Raw genomic sequence first — 24,695 nt, 5'->3', positions numbered from 1 at the left:
CGACGCAGAACCGACCACGAGTATATAAGCAGATGTCTCAGGAGAGATACGACCACGCGGCGGTCGAAGAACGGTGGCAGGAGGCGTGGGACGACGCCGACGTGTACCACGTCCCGGACGAGGCCTCGGACCCGACGTACGTCCTCGGGATGTACCCGTACCCGTCCGGGAAGCTCCACATGGGTCACGTCCGCAACTACACGATCACGGACGCGTACGCCCGGTACCGGCGGATGCGCGGCGACGACGTGCTCCACCCGATGGGGTGGGACGCGTTCGGACTGCCCGCCGAGAACGCCGCCAAGGAGCGTGACACCAACCCCCGCGACTGGACGTTCGACTGCATCGACACGATGAAGGGGCAGATGAAGTCGATGGGGTTCGGCTACGACTGGGACCGCGAGGTCACCACGTGTACCCCCGACTACTACCGGTGGAACCAGTGGCTGTTCCGCCGCTTCCACGAGGCCGGCCTCGTCGAGCGCCGCGACGCGGAGGTGAACTGGTGTCCCTCCTGCGAGACCGTCCTCGCCGACGAGCAGGTCGAGGGCGACGCGGAGCTGTGCTGGCGCTGCGACACCCCCGTCGAGACCCGCGAGCTCGACCAGTGGTTCCTGAAGATAACCGAGTACGCCGACGAGCTGCTGGACGCCATCGACGACCTAGAGGGGTGGCCGAACTCGGTCCGGCAGATGCAGCGCAACTGGATCGGCCGACAGCACGGCAGCGAGGTCGACTTCTCGATCGACGGGTACGGGGACGTAACGGCGTTCACGACCCGGATCGACACGATATACGGCGCGACCTTCTTCGCGATCGCCCCCGATCACCCGATCGCCGAGGAGCTGGCCGAGGAGGACGACGAGATCCACGAGTTCGTCCACCACGAGGCCGACCCCGACGGCGACGAGCCGAACGGGGTCGAGACCGGACTGACCGCGACCAATCCCGCCACCGGCGAGGAGATCCCGGTGTACGTCGCCGACTTCGTCCTCTCGGACGTGGGGACGGGCGCGCTGATGGCCGTGCCCGCCCACGACGAGCGCGACCACGCGTTCGCGACGGAGAAGGGCGTCGAGATCCGACCCGTGATCGCGCCGGAGTCCGACGACCCCGACGGCGAAGCGGTCCCGGACGCACCGGACGTGGAGGAGGCCGCATTCACGGAGGACGGCGTCCTAATCGGCTCCGGCAAGTACACCGGACTGGACAGCGAGACCGCGCGCGAGCGGATCACGGACGATATCAGGAGCGCCGAGCCGGCCACGCAGTACCAGCTGCGCGACTGGGGCATCTCCCGGCAGCGCTACTGGGGGACGCCGATCCCGATGGTCCACTGCGACGACTGCGGCGCGGTCCCGGTGCCCGACGAGGACCTGCCCGTCGAGCTGCCCGAGTTCATCAACACCACCGGGAACCCGCTCGACGCCGCCGACGAGTGGCAGGAGACGACCTGTCCGGAGTGCGGCGGGCCGGCGACCCGCGAGACCGACACGATGGACACGTTCGTCGACTCCTCGTGGTACTTCCTGCGGTACGTCTCGCCGGACCTGGCGGACGCCCCGTTCGACCTCGGCCGCGCGAACGACTGGATGCCGGTCGACCAGTACGTGGGCGGCATCGAACACGCCGTGATGCACCTGCTGTACTCGCGGTTCTTCACCAAGGTGTTGGCCGACGAGGAGGACCTCGACCACCGCGAGCCGTTCACCAACCTGCTGGCACAGGGGATGGTCCAGCTGGAGGGCGAGAAGATGTCCAAGTCGAAGGGGAACGTCGTCTCGCCGCAGCGGATCGTCGACGAGTACGGCGCCGACACCGCGCGGCTGTTCATGATGGAGGCCGCCCAGCCCGAGCGCGACTTCGACTGGTCCGAGGAGGGCGTCCGGTCCACCCACCGATTCCTGACCCGCCTCAGCGACCTCGTCGAGGCGCACGCCGCGGGCGACGTGGCGACGGCCGACCCCGACGCCGACCGCGATGAAATCGACGACTACGTCGCCGACGAGACCGACGCCGCGGTCGCCATCGCCGGCGCGGAGTACGACGACCTGACGTTCAACGTGGCGCTGCGGGAGGCGCAGGACCTCGTGGGGACGCTCCGGAGCTACCGCGAGCACGCCGACCCGCACCCCGCCGTCTTCGAGCGCGGCGTCGACGTCGCGGTCCGCCTGCTCGCCCCCGTCGCGCCCCACCTCGCCGAGGAGCTGTGGGAGTCGCTCGGCCGCGACGGGTTCGTCGCGGAGGCCGACTGGCCGACCGCGAGCGTCGACCGCGAGACGGTCGAACGCCGGCGCCGGCTGGTCGAGAACACCCGCGAAGACGTGCGCGACATCGTCGAGGTCGCCGGGATCAACGACCCCGAGCGGATCGACGTGGTCGTCGCGCCCGACTGGAAGTACGACGCGCTGGAGATCGCGATCGACAGCGACGCCGACAACCTGATCTCCGAGCTGATGGCCGAGAGCCACATCCGCGAGCGGGGCGACGACGCCGCCTCGTACGGGCAGGACCTCCAGGCGAACCGCGAGGCGCTCCGTGAGACGCTCGACGGCGACGCCGAACACGACGCCCTGCGAGCGGCCGCGTGGCTGATCGAGCGCGAGTTCGACGCCCCGGTCCGCGTCGAGCGCGCCGCGGACGCCGAGGAGGCCGTCGTCAGCAAGGCGGAGCCGGGCCGACCCGCGATCGACATCGTCGAGTAGGTCACCCGACCGTTTCGCGGCCCTCGCCGGACCCCGGAAACGCTTAGTCGCCGGCGCGGCGCCCTCGTGTATGGACGACTCGTACGCCCCCGCGCGCGACGCCCTCGCGGGCGAGGGACTCGGCGCCGACGACGGAGAGGACGCCGACCCCGCGGTGCTCGCCGCGCGACTCGACGAGGACGATCCGCTCGCGTCGTTCGCGGACCGCTACCGGGTCCCTGACGGTGTTCTCTATATGGACGGGAACTCGCTCGGCCCCGCGAGCGACGCCGCCCTCGCGAGCCTCGACCGCGTGGTCGACGAGTGGCGCGAGCTGCTCATCTCCGGGTGGACCGACGCCGACCCGCCGTGGTTCGATGTCGGCGAACGACTCGGCGACGCGCTCGCGCCGCTGGTGGGCGCGGAGCCGAGCGAGGTTGTCGTCGGCAACTCGATCACGGTGAACATCCACACCCTGATCGGCACGTTCCTCGACGAGCTGCTGGCCGGGAACGGGCCCGAACGCGAGGACGTCGCGGCCGCGGACGGAGAGTGGGCGCCGGACGGCGACCCGGACGCCGACCCCGCGGTCCTCGTCAACGAGCTCGACTTCCCCTCCGACCACTACGCGCTCCGGGCGCAGCTCCGGCAGCGGGGGATCGACCCGGACGAGAAGCTCCGGGTCGTTCCGAGCCGCGACGGGCGGACGATCGATCCCCGGGACATCGAGGCGGCGCTGGCGGCGCACGACGACGTGGGGATCGTGTTCATGCCGACCGCGCTGTACCGCTCGGGCCAGCTGTTCGACGTCGAGCGGATCGCGACGGCGGCCCACGAGGCGGGCGCGTACGCCGGCTTCGACGCCGCCCACTCCGCGGGCGCCGTCCCCCACGCGTTCGGCGACGCCGGCGTCGACTTTGCGGTGTGGTGTACGTACAAGTACCTCAACGCCGGACCGGGGTCGATCGGCGCGCTGTTCGTCGCCGAGCGCCACCACGGGCTCGACCCCGCGCTGGCCGGGTGGTGGGGCCACGAGAAGGCGACGCAGTTCGAGATGAACATGACCTTCACCGCGGCCGACTCCGCCGGCGCGTGGCAGATCGGCACGCCGCCGCTGCTTTCGGCCGCGCCGCTTGAAGGGTCGGTCGAACTCCTGCGCGAGGCCGGGATCGACCGCCTGCGGGCGAAGTCGCTCGCGCTCACCGACTTCCTCATCGCCCTCGTCGACGACCGGCTCCCGGGGGTCTCGGTGGGAACGCCCCGCGAACACGCCGCGCGCGGCGGTCACGTCGCCCTCGAACACCCCGAGGCCGAGCGGCTGAGCGAGGCGCTCAACGACCGGGGCGCGGTCGTCGACTTCCGACCGCCGAACGTGGTGCGGGTCTGCCCCGCGGCCCCCTACACCTCCTTTGCCGACGTGCTGGAGGTCGTCGACGAGATCGAGGCGATCCTCGACTCGGGGGCCCACGAGGCGTACGCGACGGGCGAGGGCGGCGTAACGTAGCGGGCGCGGCGCCGTGAGGGGCCGCGAACAGGGTCGACGGGCGGTCTGTTCCCCGCGTTGACATCCGCAGTATTATTACTCTCAGTAACGTAAAGAGAAAAGAGCGAGATCATGGGAAGAGGTTCATCTACGAACGGTGCCGATCGGTTCGGATCTGACGGCGATGAGGTGACGAGCGTTTACGAGGCGATGTTTCAGGAGGCTGACGACGCGATCTTTCTCGTTGACGTGGCGCGGACGGACGGGGAGTACGAGTTCACGTTCAGGCAGAACAACACCGCACACCAGCGACAGACCGGGCTGACCGAGGACGCGATGTTCGGGAAGACGCCGCGGGAACTCCTCGGAGAGCAACAGGGGGCCGCGGTCGAGGCGAACTATCGGCTCTGCGTCGAGCGGGGGACGACGATCGAGTACGAGGAGCGGCTCGAGTTCCCGGGCGGGGCGACCGACTGGCAGACGAAGCTTACCCCGGTCGTCGACGACGGAACGGTGACGCAGATCGTCGGCGTCGCCCGCGACGTCACGCGACAGAAGGAGCGGGAGCGGGAACACCGGCGCACGCACCGGCGGTTCCAGACCGTCTTGGAGACGATGTCCGCGGCGGTGTTCCTGAAGGACACCGAGGGGCGGTACCTGCTGATGAACCAGGCGTGCCGCAACGTGTTCGACGTCGACGAGGACCCCGTCGGGATGACCGACGAGGAACTCTTCCCGGAGGCCGTCGCGGCGCAGACCCGCGCTGACGACCGCCGGGTCGTTGAAGACGGCGAACGGATCGAAGTCGAGGAGACGGTGCCGACGCCCGCCGGAGAGAGCGTTCGGCTGACGCGGAAGTCCCCCGTGTACGACGAGGAGGGGGAGATACGCGGTGTGTGCGGTGTGTCGACCGACATCACCGAACAACGGGAGCGAGAGCGAGCGCTCCAACAGATCAAAGACCGCCTCGAACTCGCGGTCGAGGGCGCACAGATCGGCGTCTGGGACTGGGACATGGCCACCGACGAGGTCGAGTTCAACGACCGGTGGGCCCGGATGTTGGGCCACGCGCCCGACGAGATCGAACCGCACGTTGACGCGTGGGAGCGGCGCGTTCACCCCGACGACCTCGGGCCCGTCGAAGACGCCCTGTCGAGCCACATGGCCGGCGAGACGGAGCTCTACGACACGGAACACCGGATGCGCACCGCGGCGGGAGACTGGAAGTGGATCCGGGACGTCGGGAAGGTCGTCGAGCGCGACGACGACGGGAAGCCGGTCCGCGCGGTCGGGGTCCACCTCGACATCGACGACCAGAAGCGCCGGGAGGCGGAACTGGAACGCACGCGATCGGTCATTGAGCGCACCCAAGAGAGCGCGTCGATCGGCTGGTGGGAGGCCGATCTGGTCGAGGACTCGCTCACGTGGAGCGACGAGGTGTACCGGATCCACGAGGTTCCGCCCGACGACACGATCCGCCTAGAGGACGGGCTCAGCTTCTACCACCCGGACGACCGCGACGCCATCGAGGCGGCGTTCGACCGCCTGACCGAGGCGGGCGAGTCGTACGACCTCGAACTCCGCATCGTGACGGAGTCCGATCGGACCAAGTGGGTGCGGGCGATCGGCGATCCGCAGTACGACGACGCGGGGAACGTCGTCGGGGCGCTGGGGCTGTTCCAGGACGTCACGGAGCGGAAGGAGTACGAGCGGGCCATCGAGGCGACGCGCGAGGAGCTCCGGCGGATCATCGACCTCGTGCCCGACCTGGTGTTCGTGAAGAACCGGGAGGGCGAGTACCTGCTGGCCAACGAGGCGACCGCGGCGGCGTACGGGAAGACGCCGGAGGAGGTAGAGGGCAAGTCCGAGGCGGAGATCATCCCCAGCGCCGAGGACTCCGAGGCGTTCAGACAGGACGACCTCGCCGTGATCGAGTCGGGCGAGCCGAGGACGATAGACGAGGAGACGCTGACCACGGCGGACGGGGAGACGCGCATCCTCCAGACGACGAAGATACCCTACGAGGTTGCCGAGACGGGCGAAGACGCCGTCCTTGGATACGCCCGCGACGTGACCGAGCTCAAGCAGTACGAGCGGACGCTCGAAGAGCAGCGGGACAACCTCACGCTGCTCAACCAGGTCGTCCGCCACGACATCAGAAACCAGCTGATGGTGGTCGAGTCGTACACCGGACTCCTCGAGGACGCGCTCGTCGACGACCAGAGCCGGACCTACGCGCGGACGGTCATCGAGGCGGCGAAGCAGGCGGCGGACATCACGGAGACCGCCAGGGACGTCACCGACGTGCTGCTACAGGCCGGCTCCGACCTGACGCCGATGAACCTCCGAGCCGAGCTCAACGGACAGATCGAACAGGTCCGGTCGGAGCAGGACCGGGCGACGGTCACGGTGAGCGAGTCGATCCCGGACGTGACGGTGGCGGCGGACGACCTGCTGGAGGCGGTGTTCCGGAACCTGCTGACGAACGCGGTCGTCCACAACGACAAGGAGAGGGCCGAGATCACGGTCTCGACGCGCGTCTCGGACGACTCGGTGCGCGTGTCGATCGCGGACAACGGCCCCGGGATCGACGACGACCACAAGGAGGACATCTTCCAGGAGGGCGCGAAGGGGCTCGAGAGCGGCGGGACGGGGATCGGTCTGTACCTCGTCGAGACGCTCGTCGACAAGTACGGCGGCGACGTGTGGGTCGAGGACAACGAGCCGACGGGGAGCGTGTTCGCCGTCGAACTGCCCCTCGCGAACTGATCGGCGCGCGCGAGGCGGGCGCCGTGCGTCGCCGTCCCGCGCGTCTCCATCCAGCGCGTCGCCGTCCCGCGCGTCTCCATTCAGCGCGTCGCCGTCGCCGCGCGTCGCCGCCGCCTCACGTCGACCGTGCGCGTCGCGCGGGGCGACGGGCTTAATCGCCCGAGCGCCCAAGGTCCGACGATCAGACAATGGCGGAATCGTCGGGCATGGACGCGTTCGCGCAGCTCGGGAGCGATATTCGCGAGGCGCTCTCCGACCGGGGCTTTTCCACGCCGACGGAGCCCCAGCGCGAGGCGATCCCGCCGCTCGCCGACGGGCGGAACGCCCTCGTCCTCGCGCCGACGGGGACCGGGAAGACGGAGACGGCGATGCTCCCCGTCTTCGACGCGATCGTCGCGGCCCGCGACGCGCCCGGCGACCCGCCGCGGGAGGGTATCTCCGCGCTGTACATCACCCCGCTGCGCGCGCTCAACCGCGACATGATGGACCGGCTTGAGTGGTGGGGCGACCGCCTCGGCGTCGAGGTCGCGGTGCGCCACGGCGACACCACGCAGTACGAGCGGTCGAAGCAGGCCGACGACCCGCCCGACGTGCTCATCACGACCCCGGAGAGCCTCCAGGCGATCCTCACCGGCTCGAAGATGCGGGTCGCCCTGGAGGACGTGGCGCACGTCGTCATCGACGAGGTCCACGAGCTCGCCGCGGCGAAGCGGGGCGCCCAGCTCACGGTCGGCCTCGAGCGCCTCCGCCGCGTCGCGGGGCCGTTCCAGCGCGTCGGCCTCTCCGCGACGGTCGGTGACCCCGAGGAGGTCGGGCGCTTCCTCGTCGGCACCGGCAAGCGCGACCCCGACCGCCCCGGCGACCGCGCGTTCGAGACGGTCGAGGTCGCGGCCGGGACGCGGACCGACGTGCGCGTCCTCGATCCGGCGATCACGGACCGCGATACCACGCTCGCCGGCGAGCTCGCGGTCGACGAGACGACCGCGAGCCACGTCCGGACGATCCGCGAGATCGTCGCCGAGAACGAGTCGACGCTGATCTTCGTCAACACGCGCCAGACCGCGGAGGCGCTCGGCTCGCGGTTCAAGACGCTCGCCGAGAACGAGCGGGAGGCCGCCGAACGCGACGGGCGGGACGACGCCGCCGACCCCACGGAGATCGAGCTCCACCACGGATCGCTCTCGAAGGAGGTCCGGGTCGACGTGGAAGACCGGTTCAAGTCGGGCGGTCTGGACGGGCTCGTCTGCACCTCCTCGATGGAGCTCGGGATCGACGTGGGGCGCGTCGACCACGTGGTCCAGTACGGGAGCCCCCGCGAGGTGGCCCGGCTGCTCCAGCGCGTCGGCCGCGCGGGCCACCGCCGCGACCTCGTCTCGGAGGGGACTGTCGTGACGCAGGGAGGCGACGACACGCTCGAAGCGATGGCCATCGCGCGGCGCGCCGGCGAGGAGCTCGTCGAGCCCGCGAACATCCACCACGGGAGCCTCGACACGGTCGCCAACCAGATCGTCGGGCTCGTGATGGACGAGGGCGAGGTCCACGCCCGGGAGGCGTACCAGACGATCACGAACGCCTACCCGTTCGCCGACCTCTCGGAGCCCGAGTTCCAGGAGGTCGTCCGCGAGCTCGACGGGAACCGCCTGCTGTGGCTCGACGAGGAGACGGACACTCTCGAAAAGTCGGGCGGCACCTGGCAGTACTTCTACGCGAACCTCTCGATGATCCCCGACGAGTCCACCTACGAGGTGTACGACATGTCCTCGCGGCGGGGTATTGGCACCCTCGACGAGCAGTTCGTCGTCAACTTCGCCGGGCCGGGCGAGACGTTCGTCCAGCGCGGCGAGATGTGGCGGATCACCGAGGTCGACGAGGAGGAGGAGCGCGTGAACGTCACGCCGATCCCCGACCCGACCGGCGAGGTCCCCTCGTGGGTGGGCCAGGAGATCCCCGTCCCGAAGCCAGTCGCCGAGGAGGTCGGCCGGATCCGAGGCGAGGCCGCGGCCGCCCTAGCGGCCGGCTCCACGCCGACGGCGGTCGCCGCCGACCTCGCCGAGCGCTACCCGACCGACGAGGAGACGGTCGCGGCCGCGCTGAAGGCGGTCGTCGACCACGTCGACGCCGGCCACCCCGTGCCGACCGACGAGCGGATCGTGATCGAGGGGAGCGCCCGCACCGTCGCGGTCAACGCCGCCTTCGGCCACGAGGTCAACGAGACGCTCGCGCGGTTGCTCGCTGCGCTCGTCGGCCAGCGCGCCGGCTCGTCCGTCGGGATGGACGTCGACCCGTACCGGATCGAGTTCGAGGTGCCGAACGGCGTCAGTCCCGGAACCTTCCGCGAGGTGCTGGAGACGACGGACCCCGACCGGCTGGAGGCGTACCTCGAACTCGCCGTGAAGAAGTCGGACGCGCTGAAGTTCACGCTCGCGCAGGTCGCGGCGAAGTTCGGCGCCGTCAAGCGGTACAAGGAGGGGCGCGGCCGATTCGGCGGCGACCGCCTGCTCGCGGCCCTCGAAGACACTCCCGTCTACGACGAGGCGCTCCGTGAGGTGTTCCACGCCGACCTCGCGGTGCCGGAGACCGCGGACCTGCTCGCGGCGCTCCAGCCGGACGACGGGGGACGGGACGGCCCGCTCGACCTCACTATCGCCCGCGAGCGCACCCCGCTCGGCACCGCGGGTCGCTCCGCCGGCACGGAGTTCCTCGTCCCCGACAACGCCGACGCCGACGTGATCGAGACGGTCAAAGAGCGCATCCGGGACGACCGAGTGATCCTCTTTTGTCTCCACTGTACGGACTGGAAGCACACGACGAAGGTCCGGCGCGTCCGCGACCAGCCCGAGTGCCCCGAGTGCGGGTCCACCCGGGTCGCGGCACTCAACCCGTGGGACGACGAGACGGTCGCCGCGGTGCGCGCGGCCGAGAAGGACGACGAGCAGGAGCGCCGCACCGAGCGGGCGCACCGCGCCGCGAGCCTCGTCCAGACGCACGGGAAGCGGGCGGTGATAGCCCTCGCGGCGCGCGGCGTCGGGCCCCACAACGCCGCGCGGATCATCAATAAGCTCCGCGAGGATGAGGACGAGTTCTACCGCGACGTGCTCCGCCAGGAGCGCGAGTACGCGCGCACGCAGTCGTTCTGGGACTGACCAACGGCGGCCCGGACCGCGCCGAACCGCTCCCCCGTCCGGACTCCCGTTTTTAAGTTGCGGACGACCGAACCGACCGTATGGACCTCTCCGCCGCCGTCACGGCAACGACTGCGACCCTCCGTCGACGCCCCGCCGATGTCCTCCCCTTTTACCTCCTCGGCACCGCGGTGCCGGCGATCGCTCGGCTCGGCCCGTTCGCGGCGCTCGCGGCGATCTACCTCCACCTCGAACTGAACGGCCGCCTCGCCGCGGCCCGCGACTCGCTCGCCGGGGTCGAGCCGCCGCCGGAGACGCAGGACCCCGAGGCGCTTCAGGCGTGGGCCGAGGGGTTGGGCCCCGCGTTCGAACCGCTGCTCACGCCGACCGTCGTGGTCCTCTTCGCCGGGGGCGTCCTCCTCGCGGTCGCCCTCTCGGTCCTCGCGTACGCCGTCGTCTCGGCCGGCCAGCTCTCGGCGGTCGCCGCGAGCCTCCGCGACGACCGCGGGCTCGTCGCCGGGATCGCGGGCGCCCGGTCCCGGTGGCTCACGTTCCTCGGGCTGTACGTCGCCGAACTCATCCTGTGGATCGGCGTGGTCGCGCTCGGATTGATCGCGGTCGGCGCGGCGTTCCTCGCGAACCCGTTCCTCGGGGCGGCGGTGGCGATCGGCGCCCTGCTCGCCGGCTTCGTTGCCCTCGCGCTCGTTCGGATCCTCTTCGCGTTCGCGCCCGCGGCCGTCGTCGTCGACGACGCCGGCGTCGTCGGCGGGGTCGAGGGCGCCGGCGGCTTCGTTCGCTCGAACCCCGTCGACGCCGCCGCGTACCTCGTGGTCGCGATCGGCGCGCTGGTCGCCGTCGCGTCGGTCGCCTCCGGGATCGCGTTCGTCGGCGGGGGCCCCGTCGTCGCGCTCGCCAGCGCCGTCGTCGTCGCGCCCGCGCTCGACCTGCTGAAGACGGTCCTCTACGGCGACTACCGCGGGACGGTCGACCCCCTCTCGCCGACGGAGGCCGGCCTCCGGGCCCAGCTCGGCGGCGGCCTCCGACGCGGGTGGCGGGAGCTGCGCGGGTTCGTCCGGTCGACGCCGGGCTCCCACGCGCTCGCGCTCGGAGTGGCCGTCGGGTTCGGCGCGCTCGGGTGGGTCGCCGCCGCGCCGTTCGCGGAGATGGCCCCGACCTCGATCGAGGGTCGGATCGCCGGACAGATCCCGCCCGTAGCGGCGCTGACGTACTTCGGGAACAACTGGGGGGTCGCGATCGCGACCGCCTTCTCGGGCGTCGGGCTTGCCCTCCCCGCGCTCTCGTCGCTCGCGTTCAACGGCCTCGCGCTCGGCGCCACCGCGGCCTTGGAGGAGAACCTCTCCGCGCTCGTCGCGTTCGTGGTCCCGCACGGGATCTTCGAGATCCCCGCGCTCGTCGTCTCCGGCGCGCTCGGCGTCCGCCTCGGCGCGGTCTCGTGGCGGACGTTCCGCGGCCGCGCGAGCCGCGAGCGGTTCGCCGACGCCTTGGAGACAGCGTTCTGGGTGACCGTCGGGATCGGGATTCTGATCACCGTCGCCGCCGTTATCGAGGGGTTCGTCAGTCCGTACTACTGGCGGCCGTTTCTCTAGCTCGCGACCGAGCGGCGACCCGTCTGCGGGCGTCCGGCCGGAGAGGCGCCGGCCCGCCCGCAGCCTTATTACCGCGCGGGCGAAGCGTCGGTATGCGACCGCTCGTCGCCGTCATCCTCGTCGGCGTCCCGCTCATGTGGCTCGTCGGCTTCGCCGCCTACGCGTACGTCGACGCGCCCAAGTACGGAATGGACCCGCGCAAGTGGGCGCTCATCTCGTTCGTCGTCCCGCTGTTCGGCTTCTTCGCGTACGTCTTCGAGCGGGGTGAGCGCGACTACAACCCGGACACCGACCCGTACGCCGGCGGGAGCGACGAGCGGACCGGCGGCTTCGCCGTCCACGAGTCGCGGCAGGGCGAAGAGCGGCTCGGCCCGGCGGGGACGGAGGCGGACGACGGTGACGACGCGGACGACGAGTGGAACGACCCGGACGGCGTCGACCTCTGACGGGACGATCGGGACAGGCCCCGGTCAGTACCGAGACGGCGGTGAGTGAGACGGTACGTAACCACCGATGAGGCTGGGGAGGTGTGCGGTGCCGTACTGGGCGGGGCGGGAGTCAAAAGGGCAGCCGCGGGGCTTTAGCGGGTTTCGCTGCCGATGTACTCGCCACGGTTTAGTTACGGTCGGCGTCACCGTTCGACAGAAGCGAACAATCGTACCAGTACTAAATCGCGTCGCGGAGCGCCGTTCGCCGACGGTCGAGGTCGAACGCGGCGTCAGGTGCGTCGAGCCGGTCGAAGAACGCGAACGCGTCGGCGCCGGCGCGCTCGGCGTGGCCGATCAGCGCCTCGATCGCCGCACGGTTGAGCGCGAACGACTCCAGCTTGCCACAGCAGAGCGCCAGCGCGACGCCCGCCTCGCCGGAGGGGAAGGCAGGATCGATAACCGACAGGTCCGGGTCGACGGGCGCGTCGCCCGCGACCCCCGCCTCCGCGGCCGGGACGACCCGCAGGCACCGAGTACAGATCGCGACCGCGTCGGCCGGCGCGTACTCGCGGATCGGGGGCGGCACGGCGAACCCGACGGCGTCGGCGTCGCAGTGAGGACAGGGCACGACCGGAGATAGGCGGCGCTCGAAACTTAAACGCGGCCGTCTTCGGTGCGGCGAGAGCGGCGAGGGAAAACGGACAGAGCGATCGACAGAAAGAACGGCCGACGCGCGGTGGACGGTCAGTCGGCGGGCTCGGGTTCCTCGGTCTCCGCGGCCGCGGCCTCCGCGGCCGCCTCGGCCTCCTCGGCAGCCTCCTCTTCCTCCTTCTTCGCTTTGATCTTCTTCATGCGGAATATCTCCTCGCGCTCCTGCTCTTCGAGCTTCTGCTCGATGTACTCCTGATTCTCGTAGAGGCTCGGGAGCAGGGTGAACTCCAGGGCGTTCACGCGGCGCTTCGTGGTCTCGATCTCCGTGAGCATCTTCTTCATCGCCGTCTCCACCTCGGCGGCGAGGATGATCGACTCGAGCAGCTCCTCGTAGGCGTCGGCCGCCTCGTCGATCCGCGCCGAGGAGCCGAGCAGGCCGTACCCGCGCTCGTCGAGGCTCTTCTGTACCTTCGAGGACTCGATCTGCGGGACCACGACGCCCATGATGTTCTTCGACTGGGTCGTGATCTCCGGGTGCTCTTTCAGCGCCGCGGCCGCGCCGCGGACCGCCACGTCGCCCTCCATCGCCCGGGCCATGTCGATCTTCCGCTGGGCCGTCTCGTAGTTCTCGGAGACCTCCGACCGGACGTCCTGCGCCTGGTCGAGGATGTCCATGAACTCCATGATGAGCCCGTCGCGCTTCTGTTCGAGCGTGTCGTGACCGCGCTCGGAGAGCTCGATGCGGTCCTCGATCGCCATCAGGTTCTTGCGCGTCGGTTTGACGTCCTTGGCCATCTTGGGGGTAGGTTCCGCTCCGAGGCGGTTAATTCTTTTCAGACGCGCCGGATCGGCCGGGCAGCCGCCGCGGATCGGCCCCCGAGCGCGGTCACCGCGGCGCGGTCGCTGGCGAGGGGTATCGACCGCGGGTAAAAGGTGAGTCGAGGCGGATCAGTCGGCCGCTTCGACGACCTTGCGCTCGGAGTCGTCCTCGCGGTAGTGCTCCTCGATGAACTCCTCGTCGATCCGGTTGAGGGCGTCCTTCGGCAGCATCGAGAGGAGGTCCCAGCCGATCGAGAGCGTCTCGTCGATGTCGCGGTTCGTCTCGAAGCCCTGGTCGATGAACTCGGACTCGAACGCGTCCGCGAAGTCGAGGTACTTGTTGTCGAGCTCCGACAGCGCCTCGCGACCGACGATGTTCACGAGGTCGCGGAGGTCCTCACCTTCCGCGTACGCCGCGAACATCTGGTCTTTCACGTCGGCGTGGTCGGCGCGGGTGAGCCCCTCGCCGATCCCGTCGTCCATCAGCCGCGACAGGCTGGGGAGGACGTTGATCGGCGGCTGGAGGCCCTGGCTGTTGAGGTCGGGGTCGACGTAGATCTGCCCCTCCGTGATGTACCCGGTCAGGTCCGGGATCGGGTGAGTGTCGTCGTCGCCCGGCATCGTGAGGATCGGGATCTGCGTGACCGAGCCCTCGCGGCCCTTGATCCGGCCCGCGCGCTCGTACAGCTGCGCCAGGTCGGTGTACATGTACCCAGGGTACCCGCGGCGGCCGGGCACCTCCTCGCGGGCCGCCCCGATCTCGCGGAGCGCCTCGCAGTAGTTGGTCATGTCCGTCAGGATGACGAGGACGTGGTAGTCCTTCTCGAAGGCGAGGTACTCGGCCGTGGTGAGCACCATGCGCGGGGTGACCGTCCGCTCGACGGCGGGGTCGTCCGCGAGGTTCATGAAGACGACGGAGCGCTCCAGCGCACCGGTGCGCTCGAAGTCCTCCATGAACTCGTTCGCCTCCTCCTGGGTGATCCCCATCGCGCCGAAGATGACGGCGAACTCGGAGCCCTCCTCGTCGTCGCCGCCTTCCTCCTCCTCCGGCACGCTAGCCTGCCGGGCGATCTGCATCGCCAGCTCGCTGTGCGGCTGGCCGGAGCTGGAGAAGATCGGGAGCTTCTGCCCGCGGACGAGCGTGTTCATCCCGTCGATGGCGGAGACGCCCGTCTCGATGAACTCCTCGGGGTACTCCCGGGAGTACGGGTTGATCGCCGCGCCGACGATGTCCTGTCGCTCCTCGGGGACGATCTCCGGGCCGTCGTCGATCGGGCGGCCGGAGCCGTCGAGCACCCGCCCGAGGAGGTCCTCGGTGACGGGCATCTTCATCGTCTCGCCAAGGAAGCGGACGGACGCGTCTCTGTCGATACCGCTCGTCCCCTCGAAGACCTGGATCGCGACCACGTCCTCCGAGGATTCGAGCACCTGTCCGCGCAGCGTCTCGCCCTGTGCCGTCTCGATCTCGACGATCTCGTCGTAGCCGATCGCCTCGTCGACCTCGGCGTACACGAGGGGGCCGCTGATCTCGGTGATGGTTTGATACTCTTTCATGGTCAGTAGAGGCTCCGGAGCTCCTCGGTGATCTCCGACTTGAGATCCTCGACGTACTCCTCGTAGTCCTCTTGGACGCCGATACGGTTAATCCGCGGGGCCGACTCGATGTCGATGATCTCCTCGACCGGGACGCCGGCGTCGAGCGCGTCGAACGCCTCGTCGTTGAACGTCTGGATCGTCGTCAGCATCAGGTACGTCTTCTCCGGCGGACAGAACGTGTCGACCGGGTGGAACGCGTTCTGCTGGAGGTACGCCTCGCGCAGGTAGCGCGCGACCTCCAGCGTCAGCTGCTGGTCGTCGGGCAGGGCGTCCTTCCCGACGAGCTGGACGATCTCCTGGAGCTCCGTCTCTTCGTCGAGCACGTCGACCGCCCACTGGCGGCGCTCCGCCCAGTCGTCGGCGACCTCGTCCTCGAACCAGGGGTCGAGCTGGTCTTTGTACAGCGAGTAGGACTCGTTCCAGTTGATCGACGGGAAGTGGCGCCGCTCCGCCAAGTCCGCGTCGAGCGCCCAGAACGTCTTCACGATCCGCAGCGTGTTCTGGGTGACCGGCTCGGAGAAGTCGCCGCCGGGCGGCGACACCGCGCCGATCGCCGAGACGGAGCCCTCCGTCCCGTTGATGTTCTCGAAGTAGCCGGCGCGCTCGTAGAACTGCGCGAGCCGGGCGGCGAGGTACGCGGGGTACCCCTCCTCGCCGGGCATCTCCTCCAGCCGGGAGGAGATCTCGCGCATCGCCTCCGCCCACCGCGAGGTGGAGTCGGCCATCAGCGCCACGTCGTACCCCATGTCGCGGTAGTACTCGGCGATCGTGATCCCGGTGTAGATACAGGACTCACGCGCCGCGACCGGCATGTTCGAGGTGTTCGCGATGAGCGAGGTGCGGGCCATCAGCGGGTTGCCGTTGGCCGGGTCCTCGAGCTCGGGGAAGTCCTCGATGACCTCGGTCATCTCGTTGCCGCGCTCGCCGCAGCCGACGTAGACGATGATGTCCGCGTCGGCGTACTTCGCGAGCTGGTGCTGCGTGACCGTCTTCCCGGAGCCGAACGGGCCGGGGATCGCGGCCGTCCCGCCCTTCGCGATGGGGAAGAGTCCGTCGAGGATGCGCTGGCCGGACACCAGCGGCGTCCGGGGCGTCTTCTTGTCGTTGGCGGGGCGCGCCTCGCGCACCGGCCACTCCTGGTGCATCGAGACCTCCTCGCCGTTGTCGAGCTCGACGACCGTCTCGGTGACGTCGAAGGATCCGGACTCGGCGGCGACGACCTCGCCGCCCTCGTAGTCCGGCGGCACCATGACCTTGTGGTCGATGGTGACCGTCTCCTCGACGACGCCGACGATGTCGCCGGGCTCGACGACGTCGCCCGCCTCGACCTCGGGCTCGAACTCCCACTCCTCCTCGAGGTCGATGCCGGGCGCGTCGACCCCGCGGTCGAGGTACGGACTGCCCATCTTGCCCTCCAGCACGTCCAGGGGGCGCTGAACGCCGTCGTAGATGGCGTCCAGCATCCCCGGGCCGAGGTCGACCGACAGCGGCTCGCCCGTGTTCTCGACGGGTTCGCCGGGGCCGACGCCGGAGGTCTCCTCGTACACCTGAACCGTCGTGAGGTCGCCCTCGATCTCGATCACTTCCCCCATGAGCCCTTCGTCGCCGACGTAGACGACGTCGTTCATGCGGGCGTTGAGATCGCGGGCGGTCACGACCGGACCGCTCACGCTCTGGATGACGCCGCTGTCTTCGACGGCGTCGGTTGTGTCTGCTTTGCTCATATTAGTCGTCTTCCTCCATCAGGTCGATGCCGATGGCGCGTTTGATCTGGTCGCGCAGCCCGCCGCTCCCGGCGCCGGAGCCGCCGAGCGTCACGAGGACCGGTTCGATGCTGCCCTCGACCGCCTCGCGGGTCCCCCGCGAGAGGTGGTCGAGGTCGTCGTCGTGCATCACGATGATGCCGACGCCCTCGTCGTCGAGCGTCCGCTCGACGGCGTCGTCGAGCTTCTCGTCCTTCTCGTCGTCCGGCACGTTCTCGAACGCCCGAACGCCGGCGAGGCGGAATCCGGTCGTGAACTCCGGGCTGCCGACGACCGCTATCTCCTGGCTCATGTTATCACCAGCTCCGATTCGATCTCGTCGGCCGAGAGGCCGGCCTCCTTGCCGCGGGCGATCGCCCGGATGTTCTCCGTCTCGCGCTCCTTCGCGAGGATGTACGAGATGACCGGGGTGACCGACACCGGGTGGATCGTGCCGAGCCGGTCGCCGTACGCCAGCAGGGCGCCGTCGATCGCGTGTTCGAACGCGATGAGGCTGTCCGCCTCCTCGAGCTCGCGCAGCGCGGGCCCGAGCTCCTCGCCGTACTGGCTGTCGCCGATGTACTCGACCAGTTCGTCGAGGTTCTGCGCCAGCCGCGCGAGCGACGAGCGGGTGAACAGGTCGCCCCCCTCGATGAAGTACGCGGCGGGGTCGATGTCGGCGCCCGACCGGGCGAGCCGGAGCGCGTTCGTCGCGTTCCGGAAGTCGACCTCCGCCACCAGGAACGACTCGTACTGCCGGGTCGGCTCGTCGCCGCCGAGCCCGGAGAGGAGCCGCTCGTAGAACGCGCGGTCGACCGCGTTCTCTAAGGGCACCAGCACGTCCGTCTCCTCGAACTCGGCGTACGCCTCCCGCAGCGGCTCCCCGTAGATCGTGTCTTCGAGGACCTCGATCACGCCGTCGATCGAGTCCGCCTCAAGCAGGCGACGGATCCGGCGGTCGTCGAACTCGCCGGCGCGGATCAGGTCGACCTCGACGGCCGACTGCTCCGCGTCGGTGTAGACGCCGCGGATGACCGTCTTCACGTTCCAGGCGTCGAACTTCCGGAGGTACCGGGCGATCAGGTCGTACAGCGACCCCTCGCTCCAGTCGAGGATGGCGTCGAACTGCTCGGCGAGGTTCCGGTTCAGCGCGTACTCGATCAGGTCCACGCCGCCGTGGCGGCTGCCGAGCGCGTTGATCTCCTCGCCGTAGCTCGACTCCTCCATGAACCGGGCGATCTCGGCCGGGCCCATCCGGGTGAGCTTGCGGTACTCCTCGTCCCCGTAGAGGCTGCCGCGGCGGGCACGAACCCGCGCGACGACGTACTCGGGGTTCGGGCTGCCGGCGGCGCTCATTGGTCGAACAGCCGCTCCGAGATGTTCTTCAACTCGTCGTCCCAGACTGCCTCCAGGACCGAGTCGAACGTGTTGTTCACGCGAACGCGGGAGGTGTCGCTCTCCGCGACGACGCCGCCGAGGCAGTCGACCTCGCCGTCGACCTCGGCGTTGCGGTCCGCGACGAGGTCTTCGAGCAGGTCGACGTCCTCGGCGCGGGTGTAGACGGCGACGGCCTCGTCGTCGTCGAACTCCGCGAGGCTCGCGTCGAGTAAGGCCTCGGTGAGCTCGCGGCGATCGTCGCCGTCGAGGGCGGCGATGGCCGCTTCGACGTCGTCGTGGACGTCCTCCAAGACGTCACGTCGAGCGCCGAGCCGCTCCTGTTTGGCCTCGAGCTTCGCCGAGGAGAGCGTCTGTTCGCGCTCCTGGTCGATCTGGTCTTCGACCTCGGCGAGCCGCTCCTCGCGGATGCGCTCCGCGTCGGCCTCCGCCTCGGCGACGATCTCGTCGGCCTCCGCCTCGGCCTGTTCGCGGATCTCCTCCGCACGCGCGCGGGCCTCATCTTCGACGTCCTCAACGACGGTTTCCAAACTCATTGGTGTGGAAGGAAGTACCGCTTAGACGATGAAGACGACGACGAGTGCGAGGATGACGATCGTCTCGGGAAGGACGGTCAGGATGAGCCCGTTGACGAAGAGGTCGTCGTCCTCGGCCATCGCCCCGACGGCGGCCGACCCGATACCGCGCTCCGCGTAGCCCGCGCCCAGCGCCGCGAGCCCGACGGCCAGCGCCGCCGCGGCGTTGGGGTCAGTCAGCGTTCCACCAGTCGACAGTACGAGGTTCCCGAGTTCGTTGGTAGCTTCAAGCATTGGTAGTAGTTGCGGTTGCTCGTCTCCGAACGGTTGCTATTTGCCCCCAGAGGAGTCATAAAGCTTCCCAAAACGACCGGACAGAAGACGGAAGAACGGAGGCGAGAGCGGACGCTATCGCGTCGAAACCCGACGGAACCGTCGCGTTTCAACCGGCTGCGAAGCGGCGAGACCGGCGGACGACGGACGGTCGGGTCGACCGTCAGTCGTCGCGGGTGTACTTCCGGTCGCGGCCGAACGGGAGGTACGCCCGCCCGCCGCCCTCGTAGAAGTTCCCGAAGAACTCCACGTACTCGAGGCGGACCGCCTGGATGCCGGCGGACGTGACGCCGAGCAGCAGGACGACGAGGTGGCCGACGAGCGCCACGACGATGCCGCCCACGAGGGCGACGATGCCCACGAGACCGATCGAGGCGGGGTCAAACGCGGTGGTGATCCCCGCGAAGACCAGCTCCTCGCTCGGCGTCTCCTGGACGTGATGGAGGTGCTCCGCGGAGAAGATGAAGTGGAAGCTCCCCTCGCCCCCCTTGTCGATGTACGCACCGAACGCGAGCAGGTTGACCGCGAGCGCCATCCCGCCCTTCGCGAGCAGGACGGCCATGATCCGGGCGTACGAGATGACGTTGACGATGGGCGAGAGGAACTCCGCGAGCTCCGGCGGCTCGCCGATCCCGAGCAGGACGAGCCCAAGACCCGCGGCGACGGCGCCGGCGATACCGACGACGACCGGGAAGCCGCTGAACGAGACCGTGCCGAACGTGAGGAGCGACACCGACTCGAACAGGAAGTCGGGCTTCGGGCCGGGGACGTGCTGGCTGAAGATCCAGATCCACGCGCCGTTGAGGATCAGGAGCCACGAGCCGGCCTCATAGAGCGCGTGCTTCACGTCGTGCTGCTGGAGCGTGCTCACGAACGAGAGCACGTGGCCGATGTTGAGGTGAACGATACCGAACACCACGCTGACGACGAGGAACGAGAGCCCCCAGTCGAGGTCGGCCGGCGAGAGCCCCTTCCCGGCGACGGGCCAGTGGACATCACCCGGCAGCAGCTGGTAGGCGTGGTAGCCGAACAGGTCGATGCCGAAGTAGATCCCGAACAGTATCGTGAAGCCGCCCGCCCACATCGCGACGGAGCCGAGTTCGCGGAACGCGCCGTCGAACCGGGAGTACATGAAGAACCCGATGGCGGCGTACAGGACGCCGTACCCCACGTCGCCGATCATGAACCCGAACATCGCCGGGAACGTGAGGAACACGAGCAGCGTCGGGTCGAACTCGGAGTACTTCGGCCGCCCGAACGCCTGGACGAGCAGTTCGAAGGGGCCGGCCGCGCTCCCGTTGTCCTGGACGACCGGCGGGTCGTCGGTGCCGTGCGCCGCGTGGCCGCCGTCGGTAGCGACCGCCGCTTCTGTTTCGGCGGACGCACTGCCGTCGTCGGCCGACGGGGACTCGGTGCCGCCACTCCTGTCGACCGGCTCGGAGTGGTGGTCGCCGTCGGGGGTGAACGAGGCGCGTTCGAGCTCCTCGACCTCGACGTGGTCGCCGACCGCGTCGACGACCGCCGCCTCGAAGTCGGGGTACGACTCGGTCGGCACCCACCCCTCCGCGACGAACGCGTTCTCGGTGGTCGCGAACGAGAGCGGCGCCTCCTTCTTTTCGGCCTCGATCGTGAGCTTCTCCTCGGCGCGCAGCAGGAAGCCCGCGGCCTCCTCCTTCACCGAGTCGAGCTCGGCTTCGACGCCGTCGAGCTCGTCGCGGAGGTCGGCCTGCTCGGCCTCCAGCTCCGCGACGTACTCCTCCGGGCTCGCGTCGGCGTCCGGCACGTCGAGCAGCGCGATGTCGACGCCGACGAGCGCGTCCTGAACGACGCCCTCCGCGTCGCCGTCGGTCGGCCTCGCGACGATGGCGAGCACGTCGCCGCCGACGAACACGTCGAAGGCGTCGACCGTCTCGGCGTCCCCGAGCGCCGCCTCGACGGCGGCGGGTTTCGCCTCGCCGACGACGACCTCGACCGAGTCGTAGCCGCGCAGGTAGTCCAGGTCGATCCCGAGCTCCGCGAACGGCTCCATCCGGTCGATCTCCTCCTGTCGGTCGCGGATCGCGCCCTGTAGCTCGTCGCGCCGGTCGTTGAGCTCGTTGACGCGGTCGCGGACGCGGTCGAGCTCGGCTTCGAGCTCGTCGTCGTCAAGCGACCGCGCGACCTCGGCGTCGTCCTCGTCGACGTCGAGGATGCTCTCCAGCGACCGAACCGTCACGAGCCGCTCGTTGACGGTCTCGGCCCCGTCGAGCGACGTTCCGGGGTCGAACCCCTCGTACCGGTCGTCGTAGTCGGTGACGTGCAGGGAGTGGTGGGCGTACGCCGCCTCGATGACGTCGTCGATGACGCGCTTCGAGCCCGTCACCGACACCCGGCTCATCTGCTCAGGCCTGAGCATCCACCGCCTCCTCGGCCTGCTCGTGAACCGCCGCCTCGAACCGCTCGACGGCGTAGTCGACGGCCGATTCCACGCGGTCGCGGGCCTCGCGTTCGAGCTCGTCGCGGTCGGCACGCCCCGACTCGAGGATCTCCTCGCGCCGCTCCTCGATCTCCGCTCGGGCCGTGTCGAGCCGCTCTTGGGCCTCGGACTCCGCCTCCTCCTCGGCCTCGGCGCGGATCTCGTCCGCGCGCTCTCGAGCCTCGGCGAGGCGCTCTTCGGCGTCGGACTCCGCTTCCGCGACGATCTCGTCCGCCTCCCGTTCGGCCTGCTTGATGGATTCGAGCACCTCTGGTCTCGCCATGCTACTAATCGCCTGAAACTCTAGAAGCGACGTATAAGGTGTTTGCGAAAGCCCGCGGGGGTGCGACCGGATTCTGAGGCGATTCGGCGGTACTTCGAGCCGAACGCGTCGGCCGCAGTCGCGCGCCGCCGCCTACATTTAAGTAGCAGTCGCCGGACCGTCACCGTATGGCAACGGTGTATGCGGTCGCGTCGGCGAAGGGTGGCGTCGGGAAGACCACCACGACCGCCGCGCTGGCGACGGTGCTGGCGGACTCGGGCGCCGACGTCGTCGCGATCGACGCCGACCTCGGCATGGCGAACCTCGCGGACGCTGTCGGGGTGACGCCCGGCGAGATCACGATTCACGATGTACTCGCCGGCGACGCGGACCCGGCGGCGGCGGTCCGGGAGGGGCCGTCCGGGCTGCGGGTCGTGCCGGGGGCGGCCGACCTCGACGCGTACGCGGCCGCGGACCCCTCCAGGCTCCGCGGGGTCGTCGAGGCGTTCGACGGCACCGACTACGTGTTCGTCGATGCGGGCGCGGGGCTGTCGCACGACTCCACGCTCCCGCTCGCGATCGCCGACGAGACGCTGCTCGTCTCGACGCCGGAGCGGAGCGCCCTCGGCGACACCGAGAAGACGCGGCAGTTGACGGAGCGACTCGGCGGGACGGTCGCGGGCGCCGCGATCACCCGCGTGACGGCCGACGCCGACGAGGTCGTCACGGCGCTGCTCGACGCTTCCGTCCTCGGACAGATCCCCGAAGACGAGGCCGTGGCCCGGGCCGCGGCGGCGGGCCGGTCCCTGCCGGAGGCCGCGCCCGACGCGCCGGCGACGCGGGCCTACCGCGACCTGACCCGAGCGCTGACCGGCGCCGAGGTGGAGGGGGCGGGACTCGACGGGTCCGCGGCCGACGCCGCGAGCGGAGCCGGGGCGGACGACGCGGAGGGCGACGGCGAGCCGACCGCGACGGACGACGACGCCGTGATCGTCGACGACGGACCGGCGGCGGACGACGCGGACGACGGCGGCCCGAGCGAGGTGAGCGAGCGGGACGCTGCCAGGGAAACGGATGAGGACGCGGCCGCCGAGGCCGAGGCGGACCAAGACGAGGGCACGGAGCCCGAGTCGGACGAAGACATCATCGTCGCGGACCCCGACGCGAGCGGCGTGGCCGAGCCGGGCGACGGCGACGACATCATCGTCGCGAGCGAGAGCGAACCGCCGGACGGCGACGCGGACGAAAAGGTGAGCGACGACGCGGAGGGAGACGTGGGCGACGATACGGAGGAAGGCGGTGACGACGGCGCGGACGGAGACGTGGGCGACGATACCGACGGGGAAACACGCGACGCCCGCGGCGACCCGAAAGAGCCCGTCGAGAACGACGAGCCGACTCGCGAGGCCGTCGGCGATGCGGCGAGCGACGACGAGGCCGGCGGAACCGACGCCGGTGACGAGTCCATGGCTGGAGGGAGGGCGGCCGCCGAGCTCGAGGCCACCGGCCCCGAGGCCGAGACGGAGGAGGAGCCGGACGCGATCCCCGACGCGGACGAGACGGCACGCGAGGCGGCCACCGAGCACGGAGAGGCGGACGGCGAGGGGACCACGAGCGCCGACCCGGCGGCGGACGACATCGACGATGAACTCGCGGGGAGCATCCCGTTCCGCGACGACGACACCGGGACGATGAACACCGTGCTATCGGACGAGGACGAGCCGGACGGCGACGCCGGCAGAGAGGCGACAGACGACGCCGACGCGTCGTCCGCTGACGAGGAGGAGGAAGAGGGCGACGGCGGATTTTTCAGTCGGCTACTCGGTCGCTGAGCGGAGCGCGGCGGCTCGTCAGGCCTCCGAGGGAGCGCGGGCCCGGTCGCGGATCAGCTCGCGGATCTGCTCGGGGTCGGTGACATCGGCGAGTTCCTCGCAGGAGACCAAGGCGGTGCCGTCGACCGATTCGCGCTTCTCCTTCTCCTCGGTGAAGTACACCGATCGGGTCCGGGCGACCTCGCCGATGGAGGACATGATCCGGGCGCGCTTCTCGGCCGCGGCCGTGAACGCGGAGTGGCCGGTGAGCACGCGCGTCTCGGGGCTGTCCTCGTCCTCGGAGACGGCCTTGAACGGGGCGCGGGCGGTCGGGTGGACCGTGAACCCGGCGCTCGTCAGCACGTGGAGGACGTGCTCGTCGTCCGGGTCGGCCTCGGGGGCCGACGGCGTCGGCTCCGAGTCGCGGACCTCGTCCGCGCCGTCGAGCACGTCGACCGGGCTGGAGAACGGCTGGTCGAACAGCTCCTCCAGCTGGATCGCCACCTCGATGGAGGCGTTCATCCCGTCCTCGTACTTCGAGACGGTGCGCCGGGAGACGCCCAGCTCGTTCGCGAGCCGGCCGAGCGACCAGCCGCGCTCCTCGCGCTCGTCGGCGAGGAGGTCGCCGTCGAGGCTGACGTACAGCCCGCCCGGGGCGGCGTAGATGAGCGGCGGCATCCCCTCGACGAAGAGGTCGTAGGCGGTGTCCGGGTTGATCACCGGGACGCCGTGTCGGAAGTAGACGACGCCGGGCTTCAGTTCCTCGTCGCGGGTCCGGATCCCGATCACCATCGGCGTCCCCCTGAGGTACTCGCCGAGCCGGCGCATCTCCGCGCCGGTCTCCGCGTCGAGCGCGTCGACGTTGCCGAGGATCTTCAGGAGGAGGAGGTCCTCGTTACGGCGGGCCGCCACGTCGAAGCTCTTGGGCCGGACCGCACACCGGTCGCTGACGAGGAACCCTGCGTCCTCCAGCATCGCGGTGACGTTCCCGATGAGCGCAGTCCGGGACATAGCCGGAACAAG

The 24,695-nt window shown here is 70.0% G+C and carries 18 protein-coding genes; 7 read left to right on the top strand and 11 right to left on the bottom strand.

Annotated features, from left to right (window positions below; all coding sequences use genetic code 11):
* Nucleotides 1–32 precede the first annotated feature (32 nt).
* The 6 genes from leuS (at nucleotide 33) to EXE51_RS02615 (ending at nucleotide 12,111) form a co-directional block, all read left to right on the top strand.
* Nucleotides 33–2,705, top strand: a complete 2,673-nt coding sequence (leuS, locus tag EXE51_RS02640) for a leucine--tRNA ligase (RefSeq protein ID WP_094580536.1) — start codon at nucleotides 33–35, stop codon at nucleotides 2,703–2,705.
* Between the two features lie 70 nt (nucleotides 2,706–2,775).
* Entirely contained in the window at nucleotides 2,776–4,188 is a 1,413-nt protein-coding gene (gene kynU, locus EXE51_RS02635; protein WP_137691984.1) for a kynureninase, read from the top strand.
* A 111-nt stretch (nucleotides 4,189–4,299) separates the two neighbouring features.
* Nucleotides 4,300–6,936 carry a PAS domain-containing protein gene (locus EXE51_RS02630; protein WP_137691983.1) on the top strand — a complete coding sequence of 879 codons (2,637 nt, stop codon included), beginning with the start codon at nucleotides 4,300–4,302 and terminating at the stop codon, nucleotides 6,934–6,936.
* Between the two features lie 188 nt (nucleotides 6,937–7,124).
* The gene (locus EXE51_RS02625; RefSeq protein WP_199234018.1) at nucleotides 7,125–10,079 is read left to right on the top strand and encodes a DEAD/DEAH box helicase; all 2,955 of its coding nucleotides are present in this window, start codon (nucleotides 7,125–7,127) and stop codon (nucleotides 10,077–10,079) included.
* An 80-nt stretch (nucleotides 10,080–10,159) separates the two neighbouring features.
* The gene (locus EXE51_RS02620) at nucleotides 10,160–11,665 is read left to right on the top strand and encodes a stage II sporulation protein M (RefSeq protein WP_137691982.1); all 1,506 of its coding nucleotides are present in this window, start codon (nucleotides 10,160–10,162) and stop codon (nucleotides 11,663–11,665) included.
* Between the two features lie 92 nt (nucleotides 11,666–11,757).
* The gene (locus EXE51_RS02615; protein ID WP_094495447.1) at nucleotides 11,758–12,111 is read left to right on the top strand and encodes a hypothetical protein; all 354 of its coding nucleotides are present in this window, start codon (nucleotides 11,758–11,760) and stop codon (nucleotides 12,109–12,111) included.
* Between the two features lie 220 nt (nucleotides 12,112–12,331).
* Here the strand turns inward: EXE51_RS02615 and EXE51_RS02610 are convergent, their stop codons facing one another.
* The 10 genes from EXE51_RS02610 to ahaH all read right to left on the bottom strand — a co-directional run bounded on the left by EXE51_RS02610 (nucleotide 12,332) and on the right by ahaH (nucleotide 21,882).
* Nucleotides 12,332–12,721, bottom strand: a complete 390-nt coding sequence (locus EXE51_RS02610; protein WP_094495448.1) for a DUF6276 family protein — start codon at nucleotides 12,719–12,721, stop codon at nucleotides 12,332–12,334.
* Between the two features lie 116 nt (nucleotides 12,722–12,837).
* Nucleotides 12,838–13,539: a V-type ATP synthase subunit D gene (locus EXE51_RS02605; RefSeq protein WP_049931793.1), complete on the bottom strand. Its 702-nt coding sequence runs from the start codon at nucleotides 13,537–13,539 to the stop codon at nucleotides 12,838–12,840.
* A 153-nt stretch (nucleotides 13,540–13,692) separates the two neighbouring features.
* The gene (locus tag EXE51_RS02600) at nucleotides 13,693–15,117 is read right to left on the bottom strand and encodes a V-type ATP synthase subunit B (RefSeq protein WP_049931791.1); all 1,425 of its coding nucleotides are present in this window, start codon (nucleotides 15,115–15,117) and stop codon (nucleotides 13,693–13,695) included.
* A 2-nt stretch (nucleotides 15,118–15,119) separates the two neighbouring features.
* Nucleotides 15,120–16,883 carry an ATP synthase subunit A gene (locus tag EXE51_RS02595; protein ID WP_049931790.1) on the bottom strand — a complete coding sequence of 588 codons (1,764 nt, stop codon included), beginning with the start codon at nucleotides 16,881–16,883 and terminating at the stop codon, nucleotides 15,120–15,122.
* Between the two features lies 1 nt (nucleotide 16,884).
* Nucleotides 16,885–17,214 carry a V-type ATP synthase subunit F gene (locus EXE51_RS02590; RefSeq protein ID WP_006629423.1) on the bottom strand — a complete coding sequence of 110 codons (330 nt, stop codon included), beginning with the start codon at nucleotides 17,212–17,214 and terminating at the stop codon, nucleotides 16,885–16,887.
* Nucleotides 17,211–18,257: a V-type ATP synthase subunit C gene (locus EXE51_RS02585; protein WP_049931788.1), complete on the bottom strand. Its 1,047-nt coding sequence runs from the start codon at nucleotides 18,255–18,257 to the stop codon at nucleotides 17,211–17,213. The genes EXE51_RS02590 and EXE51_RS02585 overlap by 4 nt, the downstream gene beginning before the upstream one ends.
* Nucleotides 18,254–18,832, bottom strand: coding sequence for a V-type ATP synthase subunit E (locus EXE51_RS02580; protein ID WP_049931787.1), 579 nt, complete (start codon nucleotides 18,830–18,832; stop codon nucleotides 18,254–18,256). The genes EXE51_RS02585 and EXE51_RS02580 overlap by 4 nt, the downstream gene beginning before the upstream one ends.
* A 21-nt stretch (nucleotides 18,833–18,853) precedes the next feature.
* A complete protein-coding gene (locus tag EXE51_RS02575) occupies nucleotides 18,854–19,105 on the bottom strand; it encodes an ATP synthase subunit K (protein WP_049931785.1) in 252 nt (83 codons plus the stop codon).
* 202 nt (nucleotides 19,106–19,307) lie between these two features.
* A complete protein-coding gene (locus EXE51_RS02570) occupies nucleotides 19,308–21,521 on the bottom strand; it encodes a V-type ATP synthase subunit I (protein ID WP_089308874.1) in 2,214 nt (737 codons plus the stop codon).
* 4 nt (nucleotides 21,522–21,525) lie between these two features.
* Nucleotides 21,526–21,882, bottom strand: a complete 357-nt coding sequence (gene ahaH, locus EXE51_RS02565; protein WP_049931783.1) for an ATP synthase archaeal subunit H — start codon at nucleotides 21,880–21,882, stop codon at nucleotides 21,526–21,528.
* 167 nt (nucleotides 21,883–22,049) lie between these two features.
* On the opposite strand from ahaH, the gene EXE51_RS02560 reads away from it, so the two are divergent.
* Complete coding sequence (locus EXE51_RS02560; RefSeq protein ID WP_137691981.1) at nucleotides 22,050–23,693, top strand: P-loop NTPase; 1,644 nt, start codon at nucleotides 22,050–22,052, stop codon at nucleotides 23,691–23,693.
* Between the two features lie 18 nt (nucleotides 23,694–23,711).
* Here the strand turns inward: EXE51_RS02560 and EXE51_RS02555 are convergent, their stop codons facing one another.
* Entirely contained in the window at nucleotides 23,712–24,683 is a 972-nt protein-coding gene (locus tag EXE51_RS02555; protein WP_049931780.1) for a transcriptional regulator, read from the bottom strand.
* Between the last annotated feature and the right edge of the window lie 12 nt (nucleotides 24,684–24,695).

The sequence above is a fragment of the Halorubrum sp. CGM5_25_10-8B genome (assembly GCF_005435095.1).
Lineage (GTDB): Archaea > Halobacteriota > Halobacteria > Halobacteriales > Haloferacaceae > Halorubrum > Halorubrum ezzemoulense.
The sequence above is the reverse complement of the archived record's forward strand: the minus strand, read 5'-3'. Positions and strand labels throughout refer to the sequence as shown.